17 protein-coding genes are annotated in these 19,864 nt (G+C 66.9%); 12 read left to right on the forward strand and 5 right to left on the reverse strand.

The features are described from left to right. Positions 1–2: 2 nt before the first annotated feature. On the reverse strand, positions 3–1,592 hold the full coding sequence (locus tag ACFWU2_RS13060) for an Hsp70 family protein (RefSeq protein WP_378606428.1): 1,590 nt from the start codon (positions 1,590–1,592) through the stop codon (positions 3–5). A gap of 315 nt (positions 1,593–1,907) precedes the next feature. Between ACFWU2_RS13060 and groES the strand changes: the two genes are divergently transcribed. Then, positions 1,908–2,210: a co-chaperone GroES gene (gene groES / locus ACFWU2_RS13065; RefSeq protein WP_006550071.1), complete on the forward strand. Its 303-nt coding sequence runs from the start codon at positions 1,908–1,910 to the stop codon at positions 2,208–2,210. Positions 2,211–2,297: 87 nt separating this feature from the next. Further along, entirely contained in the window at positions 2,298–3,914 is a 1,617-nt protein-coding gene (gene groL, locus ACFWU2_RS13070) for a chaperonin GroEL (protein ID WP_378606431.1), read from the forward strand. 156 nt (positions 3,915–4,070) lie between these two features. On the opposite strand, the gene ACFWU2_RS13075 is transcribed toward groL, so the two are convergent. Further along, positions 4,071–4,364 (reverse strand): WhiB family transcriptional regulator, encoded by a 294-nt coding sequence (locus ACFWU2_RS13075; RefSeq protein ID WP_378606434.1) that lies wholly within the window; start codon positions 4,362–4,364, stop codon positions 4,071–4,073. Between the two features lie 534 nt (positions 4,365–4,898). On the opposite strand from ACFWU2_RS13075, the gene ACFWU2_RS13080 reads away from it, so the two are divergent. From ACFWU2_RS13080 to ACFWU2_RS13090, 3 genes are all read left to right on the forward strand, one after another. Continuing rightward, positions 4,899–5,816, forward strand: a complete 918-nt coding sequence (locus ACFWU2_RS13080) for a hypothetical protein (RefSeq protein WP_378606436.1) — start codon at positions 4,899–4,901, stop codon at positions 5,814–5,816. A gap of 120 nt (positions 5,817–5,936) precedes the next feature. Next, complete coding sequence (locus ACFWU2_RS13085; protein WP_169619927.1) at positions 5,937–6,515, forward strand: sigma-70 family RNA polymerase sigma factor; 579 nt, start codon at positions 5,937–5,939, stop codon at positions 6,513–6,515. Further along, positions 6,508–7,515, forward strand: coding sequence for an anti-sigma-D factor RsdA (locus tag ACFWU2_RS13090; protein ID WP_378606438.1), 1,008 nt, complete (start codon positions 6,508–6,510; stop codon positions 7,513–7,515). The genes ACFWU2_RS13085 and ACFWU2_RS13090 overlap by 8 nt, the downstream gene beginning before the upstream one ends. An 80-nt stretch (positions 7,516–7,595) precedes the next feature. Here ACFWU2_RS13090 and ACFWU2_RS13095 read toward each other — a convergent pair whose 3' ends face one another. Beyond that, positions 7,596–8,006, reverse strand: a complete 411-nt coding sequence (locus ACFWU2_RS13095; protein WP_169619925.1) for a DUF5319 domain-containing protein — start codon at positions 8,004–8,006, stop codon at positions 7,596–7,598. Positions 8,007–8,303: 297 nt separating this feature from the next. Here ACFWU2_RS13095 and guaB point away from each other — a divergent pair, with 297 nt between their 5' ends. From guaB to ACFWU2_RS13120, 5 genes are all read left to right on the forward strand, one after another. Then, positions 8,304–9,827, forward strand: coding sequence for an IMP dehydrogenase (gene guaB / locus ACFWU2_RS13100; RefSeq protein ID WP_169619924.1), 1,524 nt, complete (start codon positions 8,304–8,306; stop codon positions 9,825–9,827). 72 nt (positions 9,828–9,899) lie between these two features. Continuing rightward, entirely contained in the window at positions 9,900–11,039 is a 1,140-nt protein-coding gene (locus ACFWU2_RS13105) for a GuaB3 family IMP dehydrogenase-related protein (protein ID WP_378606440.1), read from the forward strand. A gap of 204 nt (positions 11,040–11,243) precedes the next feature. Next, positions 11,244–12,971, forward strand: coding sequence for a GMC oxidoreductase (locus ACFWU2_RS13110; RefSeq protein WP_378606443.1), 1,728 nt, complete (start codon positions 11,244–11,246; stop codon positions 12,969–12,971). Positions 12,972–13,028: 57 nt separating this feature from the next. After that, positions 13,029–14,600 (forward strand): glutamine-hydrolyzing GMP synthase, encoded by a 1,572-nt coding sequence (gene guaA, locus ACFWU2_RS13115; RefSeq protein WP_378606446.1) that lies wholly within the window; start codon positions 13,029–13,031, stop codon positions 14,598–14,600. A 161-nt stretch (positions 14,601–14,761) separates the two neighbouring features. Next, positions 14,762–16,090 carry a hemolysin family protein gene (locus tag ACFWU2_RS13120; protein ID WP_378606449.1) on the forward strand — a complete coding sequence of 443 codons (1,329 nt, stop codon included), beginning with the start codon at positions 14,762–14,764 and terminating at the stop codon, positions 16,088–16,090. A 26-nt stretch (positions 16,091–16,116) separates the two neighbouring features. Here ACFWU2_RS13120 and ACFWU2_RS13125 read toward each other — a convergent pair whose 3' ends face one another. After that, positions 16,117–16,365, reverse strand: coding sequence for a hypothetical protein (locus tag ACFWU2_RS13125; RefSeq protein WP_378606452.1), 249 nt, complete (start codon positions 16,363–16,365; stop codon positions 16,117–16,119). Continuing rightward, entirely contained in the window at positions 16,358–17,779 is a 1,422-nt protein-coding gene (locus ACFWU2_RS13130; protein ID WP_378606455.1) for a PspC domain-containing protein, read from the reverse strand. Before ACFWU2_RS13130 ends, ACFWU2_RS13125 begins: the two co-directional genes overlap by 8 nt. 130 nt (positions 17,780–17,909) lie before the next feature. Here ACFWU2_RS13130 and ACFWU2_RS13135 point away from each other — a divergent pair, with 130 nt between their 5' ends. Both ACFWU2_RS13135 and ACFWU2_RS13140 read left to right on the forward strand, forming a co-directional pair. Then, positions 17,910–19,178: a PspC domain-containing protein gene (locus tag ACFWU2_RS13135; RefSeq protein ID WP_378606457.1), complete on the forward strand. Its 1,269-nt coding sequence runs from the start codon at positions 17,910–17,912 to the stop codon at positions 19,176–19,178. Then, positions 19,175–19,861 (forward strand): response regulator, encoded by a 687-nt coding sequence (locus ACFWU2_RS13140; RefSeq protein ID WP_378606460.1) that lies wholly within the window; start codon positions 19,175–19,177, stop codon positions 19,859–19,861. The genes ACFWU2_RS13135 and ACFWU2_RS13140 overlap by 4 nt, the downstream gene beginning before the upstream one ends. Positions 19,862–19,864: the final 3 nt, after the last annotated feature.

Below are 19,864 nucleotides of genomic sequence, written 5' to 3' on the forward strand. Positions count from 1 at the left end.
CGTCAGCCGCCGGTGTCGGCGCCCCCCGGAGGGATGACGACGGTGCCGGTCTCGCCGGACAGCGGAGTCCCGGGCGCGACGGCCGGTGCCCCTTCTGTCGTCGTAGGCGCCGGCGACGGAGCGATCCCCGGGGTGGACGGTTCCGTACCCGGTTGATCGCTCGGTTCCGGTGACACCGGAAGCGGACTCGTGGTGTCCGGAAGTGTGGTGTCGTCGGGGTCCGGTGTGGTCGACGGGTCCGGTGTGGTGCTCGGAGGCGGCGCAGTGGTGGTGTCGCGATCGGGGAAGGTCTCGTCGGGCGAGACCTCCGGCGTGGGCACCTGGTCGATCGGAGTGGGGGTCACCGTGGTTGCACCGAACCGGGGATTCGACGTGCTCGGTTCGGGGGTCTCCGGTTCGAGGATGCCCGGAAGGAGCATGTCGGCGGTCGGTACGGGCGGGAACTGCGCGTCCGAGGTGAGAGTCGAGACCGGCAGCGTATCCGGGTCCTGGGACGGGATCGCGGTCTCGGTGGACGCTTGGGGTGCGTCCTCGTTCGCCGGGGGCACCGCCCCACTCGTCATCAACGGCGAGACCGGCCCACCGGCGGTGTCGCGGTCGGCGAAATGGTCGGTGGCAAAACCGGCGAGGATCGCGCTCAGCACGAGTACACCGGCGAGCGTGCCCGAGAGTCGTCCACTCGTTTTGCCACGACGCGTCCTCGACGACCCGACCAAGGGATAGGCCGCTGCCTCGGGGGACTCGCCGATGAGGGCGGCTCCCTGAGCCGCAGCGGATGCAGGCTCGGCCACGCGTATGGTGTCGCCGTCGAACGCGCCCGCAACGGCGTCGGCCAAGGCGGGAACGCCGGCCGCGCCACCGACCAGTGCGAGGGTCCGCGGGTGCGGTGCCGATCCGGTGCAGATGCGCCGGGTGAATGCGGCAGCCGTGTCGGCGAGGTCGGCGCTCAGTTCGTGAAGGTCGACGCGGGTGAGGGTGACGGACGCCTCGGGCCCCGCTTCCGCGATGTCGATCCGGGCGACGTCGGCGGTGGTGAGTACCTCCTGGGCGCCCTGGCATCGCGCGGCGAGCAACTCGGAGTCGATCCGGCGCCGGGTGCGCATCGTGCTCGTGGAGCGGAGGACCCGTTCGTAGATGCGAGTTCCGAGTGCGTTGCCGCTGACTTCTTCGGTGCGTGCAGAGCGAAGGACGGTGCCGGTGGACTGGTCCAGAACAGACACCGTGGTGCCTGTCGCACCGAGATCGGCGATCGCGACCGTTCCCGCCTCGGAGCGAAGGCCCACGGTGCGGAGGAAGGCGAGCATCGCAGCGGTTTCGGGGACGAGTCGTACGTGTCGTCCCTCGCGTTCGGCAGCGATACGTACGGTCTCGGCTTGTTCGTCGGTGCGGTAGGCGACGTTGACAACAGGACGATCCACCAGGTGCGCGCACATCAGGGAGACGGCGTCGAACACAAGATCACCGAGTTCACGGCCTCGGTCGGAATCGGCGGCCAGCCGGCGGTACTCGGTGGTGGATCCGGTCTCCGTTTCGATCCGTAGGGCCGAACCGACACCTGACGCTCCGACGGAGATGCCTAGCGACGTGGGCATAGTTCACCTCTCGTGCATGACCGGTGCTCGGACGGGTTTCTGTTCCCTCTCTTGGGTCACCGTATGGCCACGCTCTCGATTTCGTTATGCAACCGTAACATACTTTTGTATGTCGTGACTCGGGTCGGCGGGTCGGCCCGACCCCTCTTGAGTGGCTGGCACTCTCATGTATAGAGTGCTAGAGACACCGAGCGTTGATCCGGCACCCGCGACGACGGGTCTGCGTACGGCGTCACCCGTGGTGACTGAACAACCCCGCGTCCGAGGACATCGAGAGCTTCGGACCCAAAAACCCCTGAAAGTGGAGGGCTCATCGTGGCGAGCGTGAACATCAAGCCGCTCGAGGACAAGATCCTCGTCCAGGCCAATGAGGCCGAGACGACGACTGCCTCCGGCCTCGTCATCCCGGATACGGCGAAGGAGAAGCCCCAGGAGGGCACCGTCGTCGCTGTAGGCCCCGGCCGCTGGGACGAAGATGGCGACAAGCGCATCCCGCTCGACGTCAAGGAAGGCGACGTCGTCATCTACAGCAAGTACGGCGGAACCGAGATCAAGTACGCCGGCGAGGAGTACCTGATCCTGTCTGCGCGCGACGTCCTGGCTGTCGTCGCCAAGTAGGCCGCACACATTCCGCCCCGGAGTTCCGTCACGGACCCGGGGCGGAATCCGTTGCGGATCACCCGAGTCCAGGAGTAGCCGGAGAACATGTCCAAACAAATCGAGTTCAACGAGACCGCGCGCCGGGCACTCGAACGCGGTGTCGACCAGCTCGCCGACGCCGTCAAGGTCACCCTCGGCCCGCGTGGGCGGCACGTCGTGCTCGCCAAGGCTTTCGGTGGCCCCACCGTCACCAACGACGGTGTGAGCATCGCCCGGGAGATCGACCTGGCAGATCCGTTCGAGAATCTCGGCGCTCAGCTCGTCAAGAGCGTTGCCACCAAGACCAACGATGTCGCGGGAGATGGCACCACCACCGCGACGGTTCTCGCGCAGGCGCTCGTCAAGGCCGGCCTGAGAAACATCGCCGCGGGAGCGAACCCGATGGCCATGGGTTCGGGCATCTCCAAGGGTGCCGACCGCGTCTGCGAAGCTCTGCTCGCCGCCGCCACCCCGGTCGAGGGCAAGAACGCCATCGCGCAGGTCGCCACGGTCTCGTGCCGTGACGCGGAAATCGGCGAGATGGTCGGCGAGGCCCTCACGCGGGTCGGCGAAAACGGTGTCGTCACGATCGAGGAATCCTCGACCATGCACACCGAACTCGTCGTCACCGAAGGTGTCCAGTTCGACAAGGGCTTCCTGTCCCCGTACTTCATCACCGACGTAGACACCCAGGAAGCCGTCCTCGAGGACGCGCTGATCCTGCTCTACCGCGAGAAGATCACCTCGCTTCCCGACTTCCTTCCGCTCCTCGAGAAGATCGCCGAATCGGGTAAGCCCGTTCTCCTCATCGCCGAGGACATCGAGGGCGAACCGCTGTCGACCCTCGTGGTCAACGCGATCCGTAAAACCCTCAAGGCTGTTGCGGTCAAGGCGCCGTACTTCGGCGATCGTCGCAAGGCGTTCCTCGACGACCTCGCGGTCGTCACCGCAGGTACGGTCATCAACTCCGATCTGGGCCTGTCCCTGAAGGAGGCCGGACTCGACCTGCTCGGCAAGGCACGTCGTGTCGTTGTCACGAAGGACAGCACCACGATCGTCGACGGAGCAGGCACGGCCGAAGAGATCGAAGCACGCGCGGCGCAGTTGCGGCGTGAGATCGAGGCGACCGAGTCCGACTGGGACCGCGAGAAGCTCGAAGAGCGTCTGGCGAAGCTCGCCGGCGGCGTTGCGGTCATCAAGGTCGGCGCGGCCACCGAAACCGATCTCAAGGAACGCAAGTTCCGGGTCGAGGACGCTGTGAACGCGGCCAAGGCCGCCGTCGAAGAGGGCATCGTCCCCGGTGGCGGTTCGGCTCTGGTCCAGGCGTCGCTCTCGCTGCGTGAACTCGAAGACTCGCTCGCGGGCGACGAGGCGCTCGGTGTCGCGGTCCTGCGCACCGCGCTGACCGCTCCGTTGTACTGGATCGCCTCCAACGCCGGCCTCGACGGAGCCGTCGTGGTGAACAAGGTGACCGAAGCGGAGAAGGGCCACGGCTTCAACGCCGCGACCCTCACCTACGGTGACCTGCTCGCCGACGGTGTCGTCGATCCGGTGAAGGTGACGCGCTCGGCGGTTGTCAACGCGGCGTCGGTCGCGCGGATGATCCTCACCACCGAGAGTGCCATCGTCGAAAAGCCCGAAGAGGCTGCGGACGACAACCACGGTCACGGGCACGCTCACTAGTAGCGAACCGAGACACGTAACACGAAGCCCCGCGCATGGAACTCCGCGCGGGGCTTCGTTGTGTCGGAGGGTGCTTCCGGCCCGGGCCGTCGGGCCTCGGCGGAGGACGCTCGGACGTGCAGCCTGTTGTGCGGTGTCATCCGCATCGGGGCCACATCACACGGCGACCTTGCGCCGGCGATGACGGGCGTACATCTCACGTTCGGTCTCCGACATTCCGCCCCAGATGCCGTACGGCTCGGCAACGGTGAGTGCGTGCTCGCGGCACTGTTCGAGCACCGGGCAACTACGGCACAGATCCTTCGCACGGCTCTCGCGTTGGGCGCGTGCACGTCCCCGTTCCCCGTCCGGGTGGAAGAACATCGAGGAGTCCACTCCGCGACACTTGCCATCCATCTGCCAATCCCACAGGTCCGCGTTGGGCCCGGGCAGGTGATTCTGTGCAGGCATGTGGCACTCCTTCGCAGCGTTGCTCGCATCAAGGACGAGCGGACCGTAGTTCGGCGATGGGGTACCCCCCATGTAGCCGAGCGAATCTTTGTTTCGAGCGAACTCACCGTAAAAGCGTTATCGATTCACCGTCAAGGCTTTCGATCAGTGGTGAAGTCCATAACGACAACGTCAAGAATTAACCCCTGAAATATTTACATTGTGACCGGGTCATGATGCAACCCGGCAGCCGAATGTGTTTCGAAATCCGGCATTGCGGACCTAGCCCGGATCGATCATCGCCGTAACCAGGGCAAAGGTGACGACGTGCCGCTGTGTGGGGCTTTCGCCCTGATCGCGGCGCCTCTTGTGGGCCGCCTTCGTTGGGCATACAAATTGTATGTTCTTAACGCTACGTTAAAGGAAATGTTCGAATTCTGTTCACTGGACGTTCGTCCTATTCCACTCTGCAGGACTATTTGCGCGCGCGGTGCGTATTTCTTCAAACATTCGGCCCTAATCGGACGGACCGAACGTCGGTGCGATGATTGTCCGATGTTCGCCAAAGGCCCCATGAAGGATGACATCGAATCGGCCGCGCCGCAGCGTTCGTTGCTGCCGAGTTCGCCCGGCACGGCGGCCGTGCTGGCCGCTGCGGCATTCGGCGCCACCCCGGGCATGCATCCGCTTCCGGCAGCGCACGATGTGGAACAGCGGTGGCACCGCGCCGTGGCCCTGGGCGGCCAAGGCCGCTATGCCGCGGCGCGAGCCGAACTCTCGCGGGTCCGTCGGCAGGTCGGACCGACAGGGGCCTCGGCGTCACTCGTCGCGAGTACCGAGGCGTCGCTGCTCCGTCAACTCGGAGGGCATCGAGTGGCTGCGGCGTCGGACGGCCGGGCTCTGGCGGCAGTAGGGACAGAGGCTGCGCCGCAGGAGAATCCGGAAAACCGCATCCGGTGTGTTCGGGCTCGATGCGACGCACTCACCGGTCTCGCCGCCGACTCACTGGGGATCGGGGGGCTCGCGGCCTCCCGCGATCTGCTGAAGCGGTGCACCGCGGTGCTGGACGAGGCCGAGGACGCCGACGGAGACGCACCTTTTCTGCGCCAGCAGATACGCCTCGCATGGGTGAGTGCCGAAACGGCTCTGGCCGGAGGGGACTTCTCCACCGCTCGCGTGTTCGCGGATCGTGCTGCCGCGACCGCGTCGCGGTACGGATCGGTGCGGCACACGATCAAATCCGACCTGATCAGGGCCGCGTCACTGACCGGCGATGTCGACTTGGAGCCGGCGCGTGTGCTCGCGAGAGAAATGTTCGACCGCAGCGCGGAACACGGCTTGATCCCGCTCCGGTGGGCGGCAGCAATGATGCTCGCGGGGATCGGTGGCTCCACCGAGGCGGAATCAGTGGTGAATGCATGCGCCGCAACGATCGTCCGCCGGGGTGGGCGTTTTGTACCGATCGGCATGTGACCGGTACTGCCGTACCCGAACTGTCGGCCACTATCGCTACGCTATGTGGGTTCCACGTCTCAGTGGAAGCACGCCCGGGTGGGGGATCGTGTCTCTGTAACGCCAGGACTTGCGCAATCGATGACTGTTATGGGTGAGGAGTGGGACGCCGCCGTTGTTGCGGCTGCGCAGGGTGATCGTGCTGCTCTCTCCCGAGTTCTCGAAGGTGTTCGACCGCTCGTCGTGCGGTATTGCCGCGCACGAGTGGGCTCTGCAGAGCGCGGCCAGCTCTCTGCAGACGACGTAGCGCAGGAGGTGTGCCTGGCTGTGATGACTGCGTTGCCGAGATATCAGGACCAGGGACGCCCCTTCATGGCTTTCGTCTACGGCATTGCGGCCCACAAGGTCGCCGACGCACACCGCAGCGCGGCGCGTAATCGCGCCGAACCCGTTGCGGATGTGCCGGAAGTGATGTCGCTCGACGACAGCCCGGAGGAATTTGCGCTCAACTCGGAAGCCGGCCGGGAGATGAAGAAGCTTTTGGAGATTCTTCCGGAGAAACAACGCGAGATCTTGATCTTGCGTCTGGTGATGGGGTTGTCGGCCGAGGAAACGGCCGTGGCAGTCGGAAGCACAGCGGGAGCGATACGAGTGGCTCAGCACCGAGCCATCGCCAGACTCAAGAAAGAAGTCACGAGAGCAGGTGAAAGGAATGGGTAGGAGGCGCAACTCGGGCGGCAGCTTCTCCGAGGATCTGCCCGACGGCGACGCTACCGTGGACATCTCTGCAGTCCGGCGAGACGACGCCCTCATCGACGCGATCTCGGGAAACGGTCCCGTCGAGACGGAATCGACCGAGGAATACGAACTCGCCACTCTGCTGGCCGGCTGGCGAGCGGAGATCCTGTCCGACCCGGTACCCGCGGAGCCGGACCTCGATCAGGTCGTCGCGGCCGTCCACAGGGAACTCGGTGCTCGTGACGCTCTCGCCTCACGGCGTGCGCGGTCGAAGAGCCAACTCCGCGTGATCCGCCCTATTGCCGGTGCTGCCGCGCTGGTCGTGATTGCTCTCGGCGGCGCCGCTGCGGTGTCGTACAGCGCAGAGCCCGGCGATCCGCTGTGGAGCGTGAAGCAGGTCGTGTTCAGCGAGCAGGCGCAATCGACAGAAGCCCGCATCGATACCACGTCGACCCTCGAACGCGCCGAGCAGTTGATCGCCGACGGAAAGGCCGACGAAGCGGAGCAATTGTTGCAGTCCGCCGAAGCGCGGTCGACGCGCGTCACCGACCAGGGCGAACGTGACGCCCTCGGAGACTGGCTGCAGAGGTTGGCGGCCGAAATCGACAAACTGGCGCCCGCGCCCGCGCCGTCGCCACTGCCGTCGGACACTGCGGTGGTGCCCGCGCCCGACGTCGGGCAGATTCCGTCGGACACCCTCCTTCCCGTGGAGCCTCCGCCGCTTCCGGCGACGCCCGGTCCCACCGAGCCGTCGCCACCACCGGGGCCGTCACCAGGCACGTCGCCGGTCGACCCCACCATTCTCGATGCACCGCCGGCGTCCGACCCTCCTTCGCCGACTCAGACTCCGTCGCCGACCCTGCCCGGGACGACGGAACCGTCGAGCGGGACACCGGGGGATACGTCGCCGCTACCGCCGACCTCACCTGCGTCTGCATCGCATTCGCAGACGACGGCGGATTCGGAACCGGCTACTCCCTAGGGACGGTCTCGACCTGCTCACAAAGCGAGGGCCCAGCAGCGACGCTGCTGGGCCCTCGTATTCGTCGAATGTGGGAAGGATCAGGGCTCTCGGCCGTACGGGTCCACCGGCAATGCGTCGTTCATCGAGGCGTCGGCGTATCCGCGGCAGTAGTCCCACGTCACGTAGGCATCGGGCGCGGGATCGAACGCAGGCTCGTGCGGACGGACGGTGCCGTCGACAAGCAACTGCAGCAGGTTCGCCCGGAGCATGTCCCAGTCGTGGTAGTGGTCCTGGTGGCAATCCTCGCAGCACACAACGAGACCGCGGACTCCACGTGGAGCCAGCAATGCCTCGTAGACCGCGAGGTCGGCGAGGTCTTCTTCCACCGCGAGGCGTTCGGCAGGATCGAGCGGCTGACCCGGCTCGATCGCGTCCAAAGCAGCGGACGGATCGTCGGGATCTCCTGCGAACGGGTCCGGGGGAAGCCCGGGGGGCAACTGATCACGCACGCCTCCACGGTACGCAGCCCGAGGGGTTCTGCGCCAGCGGAACGGCCCGGACACGCCGCAACCCGACCGCATCCCGCGTCGAATCCGCACCGGAACGGCCACGGTGCCAGGGTTGAGCGAGGACAGTTCCGGACAACGGATATCATGGACAGGTGCGCGTAGCCCCGGCTCCGGCGGTGCCGGAACGGGAAGCGCAGGCGGCGGTTCTGCAGGTCGGCATCGCTGCACACCACAATTTTCCAATGCCGGACGGTTGCCGTCCGCACCCATCGATCGTCAACGGAGGGTCCGAACCGCATGAGTAGTACCGGAGGGCATGTGCACACCGGCGGTGACGACCCCGAGAAGGTCGCCATGTTGGGACTGACCTTCGACGACGTGCTGCTGCTGCCGGCGGCGTCCGACGTCGTCCCGAGCAAGGTCGACACCTCGAGTCAGCTGACCCGCGATATCCGGCTGCGTACACCGCTGGTGAGCTCCGCCATGGACACGGTCACCGAGTCGCGCATGGCCATCGCGATGGCCCGCGTGGGCGGTATGGGCGTGCTGCACCGCAATATGCCTGCCGACGTGCAGGCCGCTCAGGTCGAGACGGTGAAGCGGTCCGAGGCGGGCATGGTCACCGACCCCGTGACCTGCAAGCCGACCGACACCCTCGCCGAGGTCGACGCGAAGTGCGCGCGCTTCCGCATCTCGGGTCTTCCCGTCACCGACGACGAAGGTCAGCTCGTCGGCATCATCACGAACCGCGATATGCGGTTCGAGGTGGATCAGAACCGGCCCGTCTACGAGGTGATGACCAAGTCGCCTCTCGTCACCGCGCGCGAAGGTGTCACCGCCGAGGCCGCACTCGGACTTCTGCGCCGTCACAAGATCGAGAAGCTGCCGATCGTCGACGGCCAGGGCAAGCTCACCGGGCTGATCACCGTCAAGGACTTCGTCAAGACCGAACAGCATCCGAACGCCACCAAGGACCGCGACGGCCGTCTGCTCGTCGGCGCGGCCGTCGGCGTCGGTGACGACGCATGGACTCGGGCCATGACACTGGCGGATGCCGGCGTCGACGTCTTCGTCGTGGACAGCGCGCACGGTCACTCGTCGAACGTGTTGTCGATGATCGCCAAGCTCAAGGCCGAGGTCGGCGAGCGCGTGCAGATCATCGGCGGCAACGTCGCGACCCGGCAGGGAACGGCGGCGCTCATCGAAGCGGGCGTCGACGCCGTCAAGGTCGGTATCGGTCCCGGCTCGATCTGCACGACGCGTGTCGTCGCCGGTGTGGGTGCGCCTCAGATCACCGCGATTCTCGAAGCATCGACGGTGGCACGGGCACACGGTGTGCCGGTGATCGCCGACGGTGGCATGCAGTTCTCCGGGGACGTGGCGAAGGCCCTCGCGGCCGGCGCGTCGACCGCGATGCTCGGTTCGCTCCTCGCCGGCACGACCGAGTCGCCCGGCCAGCTGATCCTCGTCAACGGCAAGCAGTTCAAGAGCTACCGCGGCATGGGTTCGCTCGGCGCGATGCAGAGCCGGGGCGAGGCCAAGTCGTACTCGAAGGATCGCTACTTCCAGGACGACGTGCTGTCCGAGGACAAGCTCGTGCCGGAGGGAATCGAGGGACGTGTCCCGTTCCGCGGACCTCTGCAGCAGGTCACGCACCAGCTCATCGGTGGCCTTCGGGCGGCCATGGGCTACACGGGGGCGTCGACGATCGAGGAACTGCAGAACGCGCAGTTCGTCCAGATCACCGCGGCAGGTCTGAAAGAGAGCCATCCGCACGACATCACGATCACCGCGGAGGCACCGAACTACGCTGCCCGGTAGGGCCACGAGTCCGCAGCAGGCCCCGTCCCAGGTGTGACGGGAGCACCGTCAATACAGGAGAAAGGGGCGCGCGTGCGCGACCTCGTTGAAATCGGCATGGGCCGCACGGCTCGCCGCACCTACGAACTGGACGACGTCGATATCGTTCCGTCCCGGCGGACGCGTTCGTCCAAGGAGGTGTCGACGGCGTGGCAGATCGATGCGTACCGCTTCGACATCCCCGTCCTCGCGCACCCCACCGACGCCCTGGTGTCGCCGTCGTTCGCGGTGGAGCTGGGTAAGGCCGGAGGCCTCGGCGTCATCAACGGTGAGGGCCTGTGGGGTCGTCACGCCGACGTCGACGCGGTGATCACCCGGCTCGCCGAGATCGCCGACTCCGATCCGGACCCGAGTGCCGCGATCCGGTACCTGCAGGAGCTGCATGCCGCCCCACTGAAGCCCGACCTGCTGGCCGCCGCGGTCGCACAGGTGCGTGACGAGGGCGTCACCACCGCGGTGCGCGTGAGTCCGCAGAACGCGCGCGCACTCACTCCCGCGCTCGTGAAGGCCGGCATCGACCTGCTCGTCGTGCAGGGCACCATCATCTCCGCCGAGCACGTCGCGCACGGCGAGGACGAGCCGCTCAACCTGAAGACGTTCATCTCCGAGCTCGACGTGCCGGTGGTTGCCGGCGGCGTGAGCGACCATCGGACGGCTCTGCACCTGATGCGTACGGGTGCCGCGGGCGTCATCGTCGGTTTCGGATCGACGGCGGAAGCGACCACCACGAGTCCCTCGCTCGGGATCGGAATCCCGATGGCGACGGCGATCGCGGATGCGGCTGCCGCTCGCCGTGACTACCTCGACGAGACCGGTGGCCGGTATGTGCACGTGATCGCGGACGGCGATATCGAGACCGCCGGTGATCTGGCGAAGGCGATCGCTTGCGGCGCCGACGCCGCGGTGCTCGGCGCCCCTCTCGCGGTGGCGGCAGAGGCTGCCGGACACGGCTGGTACTGGCCGTCGGTGGCCGCGCACCCGTCGATGCCTCGCGGTGCGGTGCTTCAGGTCGCGTACGACGAGCGGCCCAGTCTGGCGCGTGTCCTGAACGGACCGTCCGACGATCCGTACGGTTCGCTCAACCTCGTCGGCGGTCTGCGCCGTTCGATGGCCAAGGCCGGATACTCGGATCTCAAGGAATTCCAGAAGGTGGGCTTGTCGGTGCGCGCCTGACGCAGCACCGCACGAATCTGCTCGGCTGTGGCCGAATGCCCCCCGCGTCGCTTCGGCGGCGTGAGGGCGGCATTCGGCCACAGCCGTATTCGCCGTTCGGGGTCTTGGTGCAACTCCCGGTAACGGTTAGGGTTGCCTCGTGCCGGTAATCACACCCTCGGTGTGCATACTGACCGGTAACAAATGCCGTTCGGTGGAGGTGCCATGGGTCAGCAACGGGTTACGGACTACGACGTTCTCATCGTCGGATCCGGGTTCGGTGGAAGCGTCACCGCGCTCCGCCTGGTCGAGAAGGGCTACAAGGTCGGAATCCTCGAAGCGGGACGTCGTTTCGCCGACGCCGACTTCGCGAAGACCAGCTGGGACCTCCGGCGGTTCCTGTGGGCACCCAAGCTCGGGTGCTTCGGTATCCAGCGCGTCCACTTGCTGCGTGACTGCCTGATTCTCGCGGGCGCCGGGGTGGGCGGCGGATCGCTCAACTACGCGAACACCTTGTACAAGCCGCCCGCGCCGTTCTTCGAGGACGCGCAGTGGGCCGGCATCACCGATTGGCACGACGAGCTGAGCCCGTTCTACGAGCAGGCACAGCGGATGCTCGGTGTCGTGCAGTACACCCGGATGACCGCGGCGGACAAGATCGTCAAGGAGGTCGCGGACGAGATGGGCGTCGGTGAGACGTTCGTCCAGACTCCGGTGGGGGTGTACTTCGGTGAAGCGGGGCGCACCGTGCCCGACCCGTACTTCGGTGGCGCCGGACCCGATCGCGCCGGCTGCATCGAATGTGGCGAGTGCATGACGGGTTGCCGTCACGGCGCGAAGAACACCCTCGTCAAGAACTATCTCGGGCTCGCGGAAAGCGCAGGAGCCGAGATCATTCCGCTGACCACCGTCACCGATCTCCGTGAGGCCGGCGACGGCACGTGGGACGTGATCACCGAACGCACCGGTGCGTGGGTGCGCAAGGGCCGCCGTACCTACACGGCCTCGCACGTCGTGCTCGCTGCCGGTACGTGGGGCACCCAGCACCTGCTGCACCATCTCAAGGACACCGGTGCGCTGCCCGCGCTGTCCGATCGCGTGGGCGAACTGACCCGCACCAACTCCGAATCGATCGTCGGAGCGGGCATGTACGAGGTACATCCCGACCTGGACATCACGCAGGGGGTCGCGATCACGTCGTCGTTCCATCCCACGCCCGACACCCACATCGAGCCCGTGCGTTACGGCAAGGGCTCGAACGCGATGGGGTTGCTGCAGACTCTGATGACCGACGGTGACGGGCCCACCCCGCGCTGGATGAAGTTCCTGGGTCAGGTGGCGAAGAATCCGCGCAAGATGCTGCGGATGTTGTCGGTGCGGAACTGGAGCGAGCGGACGATCATCGCGCTCGTCATGCAGAACCTCGACAACTCGATCACGACCTACACGAAGAAGGGGCTTTTCGGCAGCCGGAAGGTCACCAGCAAGCAGGGCCACGGGCAGCCCAACCCCACCTGGATTCCTGCCGGAAACGAGGCGACCCGCCGCATCGCGGAGAAGATCGACGGAGTTGCCGGGGGCACGTGGGGTGAGATCTTCAACATTCCGCTCACCGCACACTTCCTCGGCGGGGCAGTCATCGGAACGGATCCCGAGCACGGCGTGATCGACCCGTACCAGCGGGTGCACGGCTATCCCACCCTCAGCGTCGCGGACGGATCTGCAGTGTCGGCGAACCTCGGGGTGAACCCGTCGCTCACCATCGCAGCGCAGGCCGAACGTGCCGCGGCACTCTGGCCGAACAAGGGTGAGCAGGACCAGCGCCCTGCCCAGGGCGAGGCCTACCGCAGGCTGCAGCCGATCGCACCGAAGAACCCCGTGGTCCCCGAGGGTGCCCCCGGGGCGCTCCACCTGCCCATCGTCGGGATCACAGGTTCGGCGGGGGCTGCCTGATCTTCCACCGGTCCGGCCGCGTCGGGGGCACCCGGCGCGGCCGCTTAGACTGTTCTGGTGTCGCAAACCCAGCAGTCCAGGCCGGTCCTCGTCGTCGACTTCGGAGCCCAGTACGCGCAGCTGATCGCACGGCGCGTCCGTGAGGCGAACGTGTACTCGGAGGTCGTGCCTCACACCACCGCCGTAGACGAGATCGCAGCGAAGAATCCGCTCGCAGTGGTGCTCTCCGGTGGTCCCTCCAGCGTCTACGAAGACGGCGCACCCACACTCGACCCGAAGCTCTTCGATCTCGGCGTCCCGGTGTTCGGCATCTGCTACGGCTTCCAGGCGATGGCCCAGGCCCTCGGCGGCACCGTCGGGCACACCGGTGCCCGTGAGTACGGCCGGACCGAGCTCGAGGTCTCCGGCGGCGTTCTGCACGACGGTCTGCCCGCGACGCAACCGGTATGGATGAGCCATGGTGACGGCGTCACCGTCGCCCCCGAGGGCTTCGAGGTCACCGCGACGAGCGCCGGTGCCCCGGTCGCAGCCTTCGAGGATCGCGCCCGGCGACTTGCCGGCGTCCAGTACCACCCCGAGGTCCTGCACTCACCGCACGGTCAGCAGGTCCTGAGCCGCTTCCTGCACGACATCGCGGGCATTCCCGGCAGCTGGACGGCAGCCAATATCGCCGAATCCCTCATCGAGCAGGTTCGCGCACAGGTCGGTGACGGACGCGCGATCTGCGGGCTGTCCGGCGGCGTGGACTCGGCAGTCGCGGCGGCGCTCGTGCAGCGCGCGATCGGTGACCGCCTGACCTGTGTTTTCGTCGACCACGGTCTGATGCGGGAGGGTGAGCGTCAGCAGGTGGAGAAGGACTTCGTCGCCGCCACCGGCGCCCGGCTCGTCACCGTGGACGCGTCGGAGACCTTCCTCCGGGAGCTCTCCGGTGTCACCGACCCCGAGACCAAGCGCAAGATCATCGGCCGCGAATTCATCCGCAGTTTCGAAGGCGCGGTGTCCGAGGTGCTCGGCGAGGGCGCCGAGAAGGGCGAGACCGTCGAGTTCCTCGTGCAGGGCACGCTGTATCCCGACGTGGTCGAGTCGGGCGGCGGCTCCGGTACTGCCAACATCAAGAGCCACCACAACGTCGGTGGCCTCCCGGAAGATCTCCAGTTCGCACTCGTCGAACCGCTGCGCCTGCTGTTCAAGGACGAAGTGCGCGCGGTGGGACGTCAGCTCGGACTGCCCGAGGAGATCGTCGGCCGCCAGCCGTTCCCCGGCCCGGGCCTCGGTATCCGCATCATCGGTGAGGTCACCCGCGAGCGACTCGAAATTCTTCGTCGTGCCGACTCCATCGCGCGCGAGGAACTCACCTCTGCCGGGCTCGACGGCCAGATCTGGCAGTGCCCGGTCGTGCTGCTCGCCGACGTGCGGAGCGTGGGCGTGCAGGGTGACGGCCGCACCTACGGCCACCCCATTGTCCTGCGCCCGGTCTCGAGCGAAGACGCCATGACCGCAGACTGGACGCGACTGCCGTACGAGACCCTCGAGCGCATCTCCACGCGCATCACGAACGAGGTAGCCGAGGTGAACCGCGTCGTGCTCGACGTGACGAGCAAGCCGCCGGGAACCATCGAATGGGAGTGAGTTCCCCGAACTCGTAGGACGCCGCGGGCAGGTCGAGGACCCTCGACCTGCTTCGGGACGCCGTCCCCTCCGCCTAGACTGAGAGGTCACCGGCGAGGAGCGCGGAACATGGACCACGGCCTGAGCTCTCAGTCCCGCCGCACCGGCACCGGGTCACCGGCGTGACGGGCGGCACGCTCGTCAACGTGGGGGCGGTGCTGGTCTTCGTTCTCGTGGGCGGGGTGTTCGCCGCTACCGAGATGGCTCTGGTGTCGTTGCGTGAGAGCCAGATTCGGGAGTTGGCGCGTCGCGGGGGACGGGGTCGCCGCACCGCCGCACTCGCGCGTGATCCGAACCGATTTCTGTCGGCCGTCCAGATCGGCGTCACGGTTGCCGGGTTCTTCTCCGCCGCCTTCGGAGCGTCGACCCTCGCACCCGATCTCGCACCGACACTGCGGGGATGGGGTCTCGGGCCCGCGGCAGCCGATGCTGTCGCCCTGATCGGCACCACCCTGGTGATCGCCTACCTGTCACTGGTTCTCGGCGAACTGGTACCCAAACGCATCGCGTTGCAGCGGTCTACGGGGATGGCGCTGGCCACGGCACCGGCCCTCGACCGGTTCGCCACCGTCATGCGGCCGGTCATCTGGCTGCTCTCGGTCTCGACCGATGCGCTGGTGCGCCTTCTCGGTTCCGACCCGTCACTCAAGAACGAGCAGATCACGCACGAGGAACTGCGCGACATGCTCGTCGGTCTCGAGGCGCTTTCCGAAGACGAACGCAGCGTGTTCACCGAGGTGTTCGACGTAGGCTCCCGGAACCTGGGGGAGGTGATGCGGCCACGAACGGAGGTCGATTTCCTGCGCGCCGACACCACGATTCCCGACGCTCGCGCCCTCGCGCTCGGACTGGGCCATACGAGATACCCCGTCATCGCCGACACTGCCGATCATGTGGTCGGGTTCGTGCATCTGCGCGATCTGCTGCTGATCGATCGGCCCGACGGCACGGTCGCCGACCTGTGTCGGCCCATCGTGGCGTTGCCGGGATCGAAGCCGGCACTTGCCGCTCTGACGGTGATGCGACGGGGCAATGCGCAGATAGCCTTGGTCGTCGACGAATACGGCGGCACCGCAGGCATCGTCACGGTCGAGGACATCGTGGAGGAGATCGTCGGCGAGATCGGTGACGAGTTCGATCCCGTCGACGGTGCGCCGGGTACAGACACCTCGGGCACGGGACACCTCCGCGCGCTGCGCGAAGACATCGACGGATTGCTGCACGTCGAGGACTTCGCTCGGCAGACCGGTATCGCGCTACCCGAAGGCCCGTACGACACGGTCGCCGGCTATGTCCTGTACCGACTGGAGCATCTGCCGCAGGTGGGCGAGAGCCTCGCTCTCGACGGGAACCGGCTGACCGTCACCGAACTCGACGGTCGCCGTATCGCGCGTCTGCGCCTGACTCGCCGGCACTCCGACCCGGACGACTCCTCCCGCGCCCAGGCCTGAGACCGGTGGAGCCGCCGGTGTCGCGTCTACTTGGAGCGCCTGTTCGGGAGGAACACCAGCACGGCCCCGATGACGACGGCTACCCCGACCAGAATCCATCCCCCGTCGAACGTGGCGAGGAAATCCACGGAGAACGGTCCGACGAGTGCCCACGCGCTGACCAGGAGCGCGACGACGCCGGAGATCAGAAGCAGGATCGAGGGGCCGCGCCGGCCGGGCCGGGGCTGTCCTTCCTGCGCGGATCCGGTATCGAATGCGGTGTCGTACTCAGCCACGACGCACCTCCAGGTTTCCGAAGTCGACAGCCGCGTCCAAGGTCAGGACCGGCCCCTTCTCGCCGTCACGCCCTCCGTCGAGGCCGGGCTCGGGGCATTGCGTGATCTTGCCGGCGTCGACCGAACACGTCGTGCGGACATCGAGGTTCTCGGGCAGGAGCACCTCGACGTTCCCGAAGCTGCCGTCGACCGCGACCGTGTAGTCCTCGGTGAGCTCGAGGTTCCGCAAATCCAGGTTCATCTGACCGAAATGGGACGCGTAGGCGGGCTGGAGTTCTGCCGCCGAGGTCGGTGCCCAGTCGCGATCCCCCCAATTCGAATGATCCATCGGACCGACGATCGAGGCCAGCACCACGAAACCGAGCAACGGCCCGGTGACGACCAGCAGACCGTGGCCGCGGTGCAGGAACGCACCCACGAGCATGCCGGCGCCGATGACGGCGAGTGCGATCGCGCCGACCCTGGCCGGTGTCATCCACGCGACATCGCCGGCCACGGCGACCGCTCCCGCGGCTGCCGCAGCGAGCACCGCAAGTCCGAGAACGGTAGTGGTCAGCCGCGAGCGCCTCTTTCCGGTGGGAACGAGATCACGGGCAGGTGCCGGTTCGGGAAGATCCCACGCGAACGGCGCGACGCCGAGGGGATCCCATGCCGGCGGGCCCGACGCAGCCGGCGAGGAGTCCTTCGTCGGCGCTCCGGGGTCCGGTTCCTTGCGAAGGTTCGGGGTGCCGGACGGCATGCTCATCGGCGTGGTTCCCTCCTGCGTCGTGCCGGCCGTCGACTCCGGCGTGCCTGTCAGATAGCCGGGGTCGCCGGGGGCCGGTCCGCTGGGGGGCGGCGTCGAGGTGGCCGTCTGCGTGAACGCGTTCCGCGTGAACATCTGGTGCATGAACATTCCGTGCGAGAAGATGCCCTGCTGGAAGGGCTGCTCCGGAGATGCGGACGGGTCTGCCGTGAATCCTCCTTCCGGAAGGGGGAATCCCGCCGGAGGTTCCGGTTGGCGCTGGTAGAGCAACCACCAGCCGCCGAGCATCAGGAACGTACCGATGAATCCGGAACCTCCGAAGCCGGCTCCGACCGGGCCTACAGCGCTCGCCGCGATCGCGAGGGCCACCAGGATGACGATCACCTTGGTGGACGAATCCGAACTGTTCCCTCGTCCCATCAGGGATTCGAGTGGCGACACCTGATCGCCGCGGCGCGTGAACAACACCCACGCTGCCAGGTACAGCACGATTCCGGCGCCACCGAAGATCGCCGATACGGTGAAGGCGACACGGATGAGCACCGGGTCGACGCCGTAGCGCATTCCGATCCCCGTGCACACACCGGCGACATGTCCCTGTTCCGGCAGGCGCACCGGGCGGGTGCGCCACATATCCGACAGTTGCTCGGGGAAGCTCCTCGTGGTCATGCCACCATCCTGTCGTGAAGCAGCATCGGGCACATCGGGGAGAAACCCTGATTTCCGGCGCCGCGGAAGAGTCCGACATCAGGGTCCGTCCCCGATGCCGTAGAGGGTGCAACCGTGTCAGTATCGATATGTGCAGCCTGTAGCCGGATCACCCCTCCCCGTCCCGCGCCTCGAGCGACGGGTGGGCGGACGTGTCGTGGGCGGCGTCGCCGGTGGACTGGCAGATCACCTCGGAATCGACGTCACGAAGGTGCGGGTCGCGTTCACGGTCCTGGCCGCTCTCGGCGGCGTCGGCATCGTCGCATACGGAATGTTGTGGATGTTCGTGCCGCCGGGATCGGACAGTGCCCGTCCCGAGCCGGGGGAGCGTCGCCGCGCGGTGGGGCTGGCGGTCATGGGAATTGCCCTCGCTGTCGGCCTGTCGTGGCTTTTCAGCGGGGGAGCGGCCTCGGTCATCACCCCGGTCCTGGTGGTCGCGGTGGGTGCGGCCCTCGTGTGGCGAGAATTCGACGCGGAAGGACCGAGGTCCGTCTTCGGTCTGCCGGCCCGACCGACGGTGCTCACGTGGGCCCGCGTCCTCGGTGGTCTCACGCTGGTGGTGACGGGACTGGGAGTGATCGTCCTCGCCCAGGTCGACGTGGCGGCACTGCGGTCGTCGCTCCTGGCGGTCGTGGTCACCCTGATCGGTGCCGCGTTGCTCTCCGTGCCGCTGTGGATCCGGATGTGGCGGGCGCTCGAATCCGAGCGGGCTGCGCGCGTCCGGAACGAGGAGCGCGAAGAAATCGCGTCGCACCTGCACGATTCGGTATTGCAGACCCTCGCCCTCATCCAGAAGCAGGCTGCCGATCAGCAGGAAGTCCTTCGGCTCGCGCGCAGTCAGGAACGCGAACTACGGCGCTGGCTGTTCGGTGGGGACGAGTCGCCGCGAACCTCCCTCGCAGAAGCACTGCGGACGATCGCGGGCGAGGTCGAGGATCAGCACGGAGTGTCGGTCGTGCCCGTCATCGTCGGCGACGTGGCACCGGACGACGACATGTCACCCGAAGCCGTCACTGCCGTTCTCGGCGCCACGCGTGAAGCACTCGTCAACGCTGCCAAGCACGCGCAGGTGGACAACGTCGATCTGTTCGCGGAAGTCGAACCCGACCAGATCAGTGTGTTCGTCCGCGACCGCGGCGTGGGATTCGATCCCGATTCGGTGCCCGAAGATCGCCAGGGACTTGCCCGTTCGATCCGGACTCGTATCGAACGCCGCGGCGGACGGACGGTCGTGAAGTCGAATCCGGGCAAAGGCACCGAAATCCGCATCCACATGCCGCGCGCCGGACGCGAGCAGAGTGAGGAGACGACCTTAGAGTGGGAGGTGCCCGACCCCCACCCCGAGGAGCAGACGCAGTGATTTCGACCCCGGTGACAGCGTCCGAGGTTTCCGAGCAGGTCCGCCGTTTCCGCGTCTTCCTGGTCGACGACCACGCGGTGTTCCGGTCGGGTGTCCGCACCGAGTTGGGGCGCGAGTTCGACATGGAGATCGTCGGGGAAGCCGGCGGTGTCGGTGAGGCCGTGGCGGGTATCGCCGCTTCGCGGCCCGACGTCGTTCTTCTCGACGTGCACATGCCCGACGGTGGTGGAGTTGCCGTGCTCAACCGCATCACCGACGGTCCGGTGTGTCTCGCGCTGAGCGTGTCGGACGCAGCCGAAGATGTCATCGCCGTCATCCGCGCCGGCGCGCGCGGATACGTCACCAAGACCATCTCGGGACCCGACCTCGCCGACGCGGTACGCCGGGTGGCAGGCGGGGACGCGGTATTCAGCCCACGGCTTGCGGGTTTCGTGCTCGACTCGTTCACCGGCAGGTCGTCCGCGCCGGAACCCCCGCTCGATCCCGAATTGGATTCCCTGACCCCGCGGGAACTCGAAGTGCTGCGGTTGCTCGCCCGCGGTTACACCTACCGCGAGATCGCCGAAGAATTGGTGATCTCGGTGAAGACGGTCGAAACCCACGCGTCGAACGTGCTTCGCAAGACCCAGCAGTCCAATCGCAATGCGCTGACGCGATGGGCACACCGGCGCCGCATCGACTGACCG

This window comes from Rhodococcus sp. NPDC058639 (genome assembly GCF_042717545.1).
In the GTDB taxonomy this organism is placed as follows: Bacteria; Actinomycetota; Actinomycetes; order Mycobacteriales; family Mycobacteriaceae; genus Rhodococcus.

Bases quoted from the DNA above. Each gene is read 5' to 3' on its own strand.
- ACFWU2_RS13080 (WP_378606436.1), top strand. From the start codon at position 4,899: ATGTTCGCCAAAGGCCCCATGAAGGATGACATCGAATCGGCCGCGCCG.
- ACFWU2_RS13090 (WP_378606438.1), top strand. From the start codon at position 6,508: ATGGGTAGGAGGCGCAACTCGGGCGGCAGCTTCTCCGAGGATCTGCCC.
- ACFWU2_RS13130 (WP_378606455.1), bottom strand. From the start codon at position 17,779: ATGACCACGAGGAGCTTCCCCGAGCAACTGTCGGATATGTGGCGCACC.
- ACFWU2_RS13075 (WP_378606434.1), bottom strand. From the start codon at position 4,364: ATGCCTGCACAGAATCACCTGCCCGGGCCCAACGCGGACCTGTGGGAT.
- ACFWU2_RS13060 (WP_378606428.1), bottom strand. From the start codon at position 1,592: ATGCCCACGTCGCTAGGCATCTCCGTCGGAGCGTCAGGTGTCGGTTCG.
- groL (WP_378606431.1), top strand. From the start codon at position 2,298: ATGTCCAAACAAATCGAGTTCAACGAGACCGCGCGCCGGGCACTCGAA.
- ACFWU2_RS13110 (WP_378606443.1), top strand. From the start codon at position 11,244: ATGGGTCAGCAACGGGTTACGGACTACGACGTTCTCATCGTCGGATCC.
- guaB (WP_169619924.1), top strand. From the start codon at position 8,304: ATGAGTAGTACCGGAGGGCATGTGCACACCGGCGGTGACGACCCCGAG.
- ACFWU2_RS13085 (WP_169619927.1), top strand. From the start codon at position 5,937: ATGACTGTTATGGGTGAGGAGTGGGACGCCGCCGTTGTTGCGGCTGCG.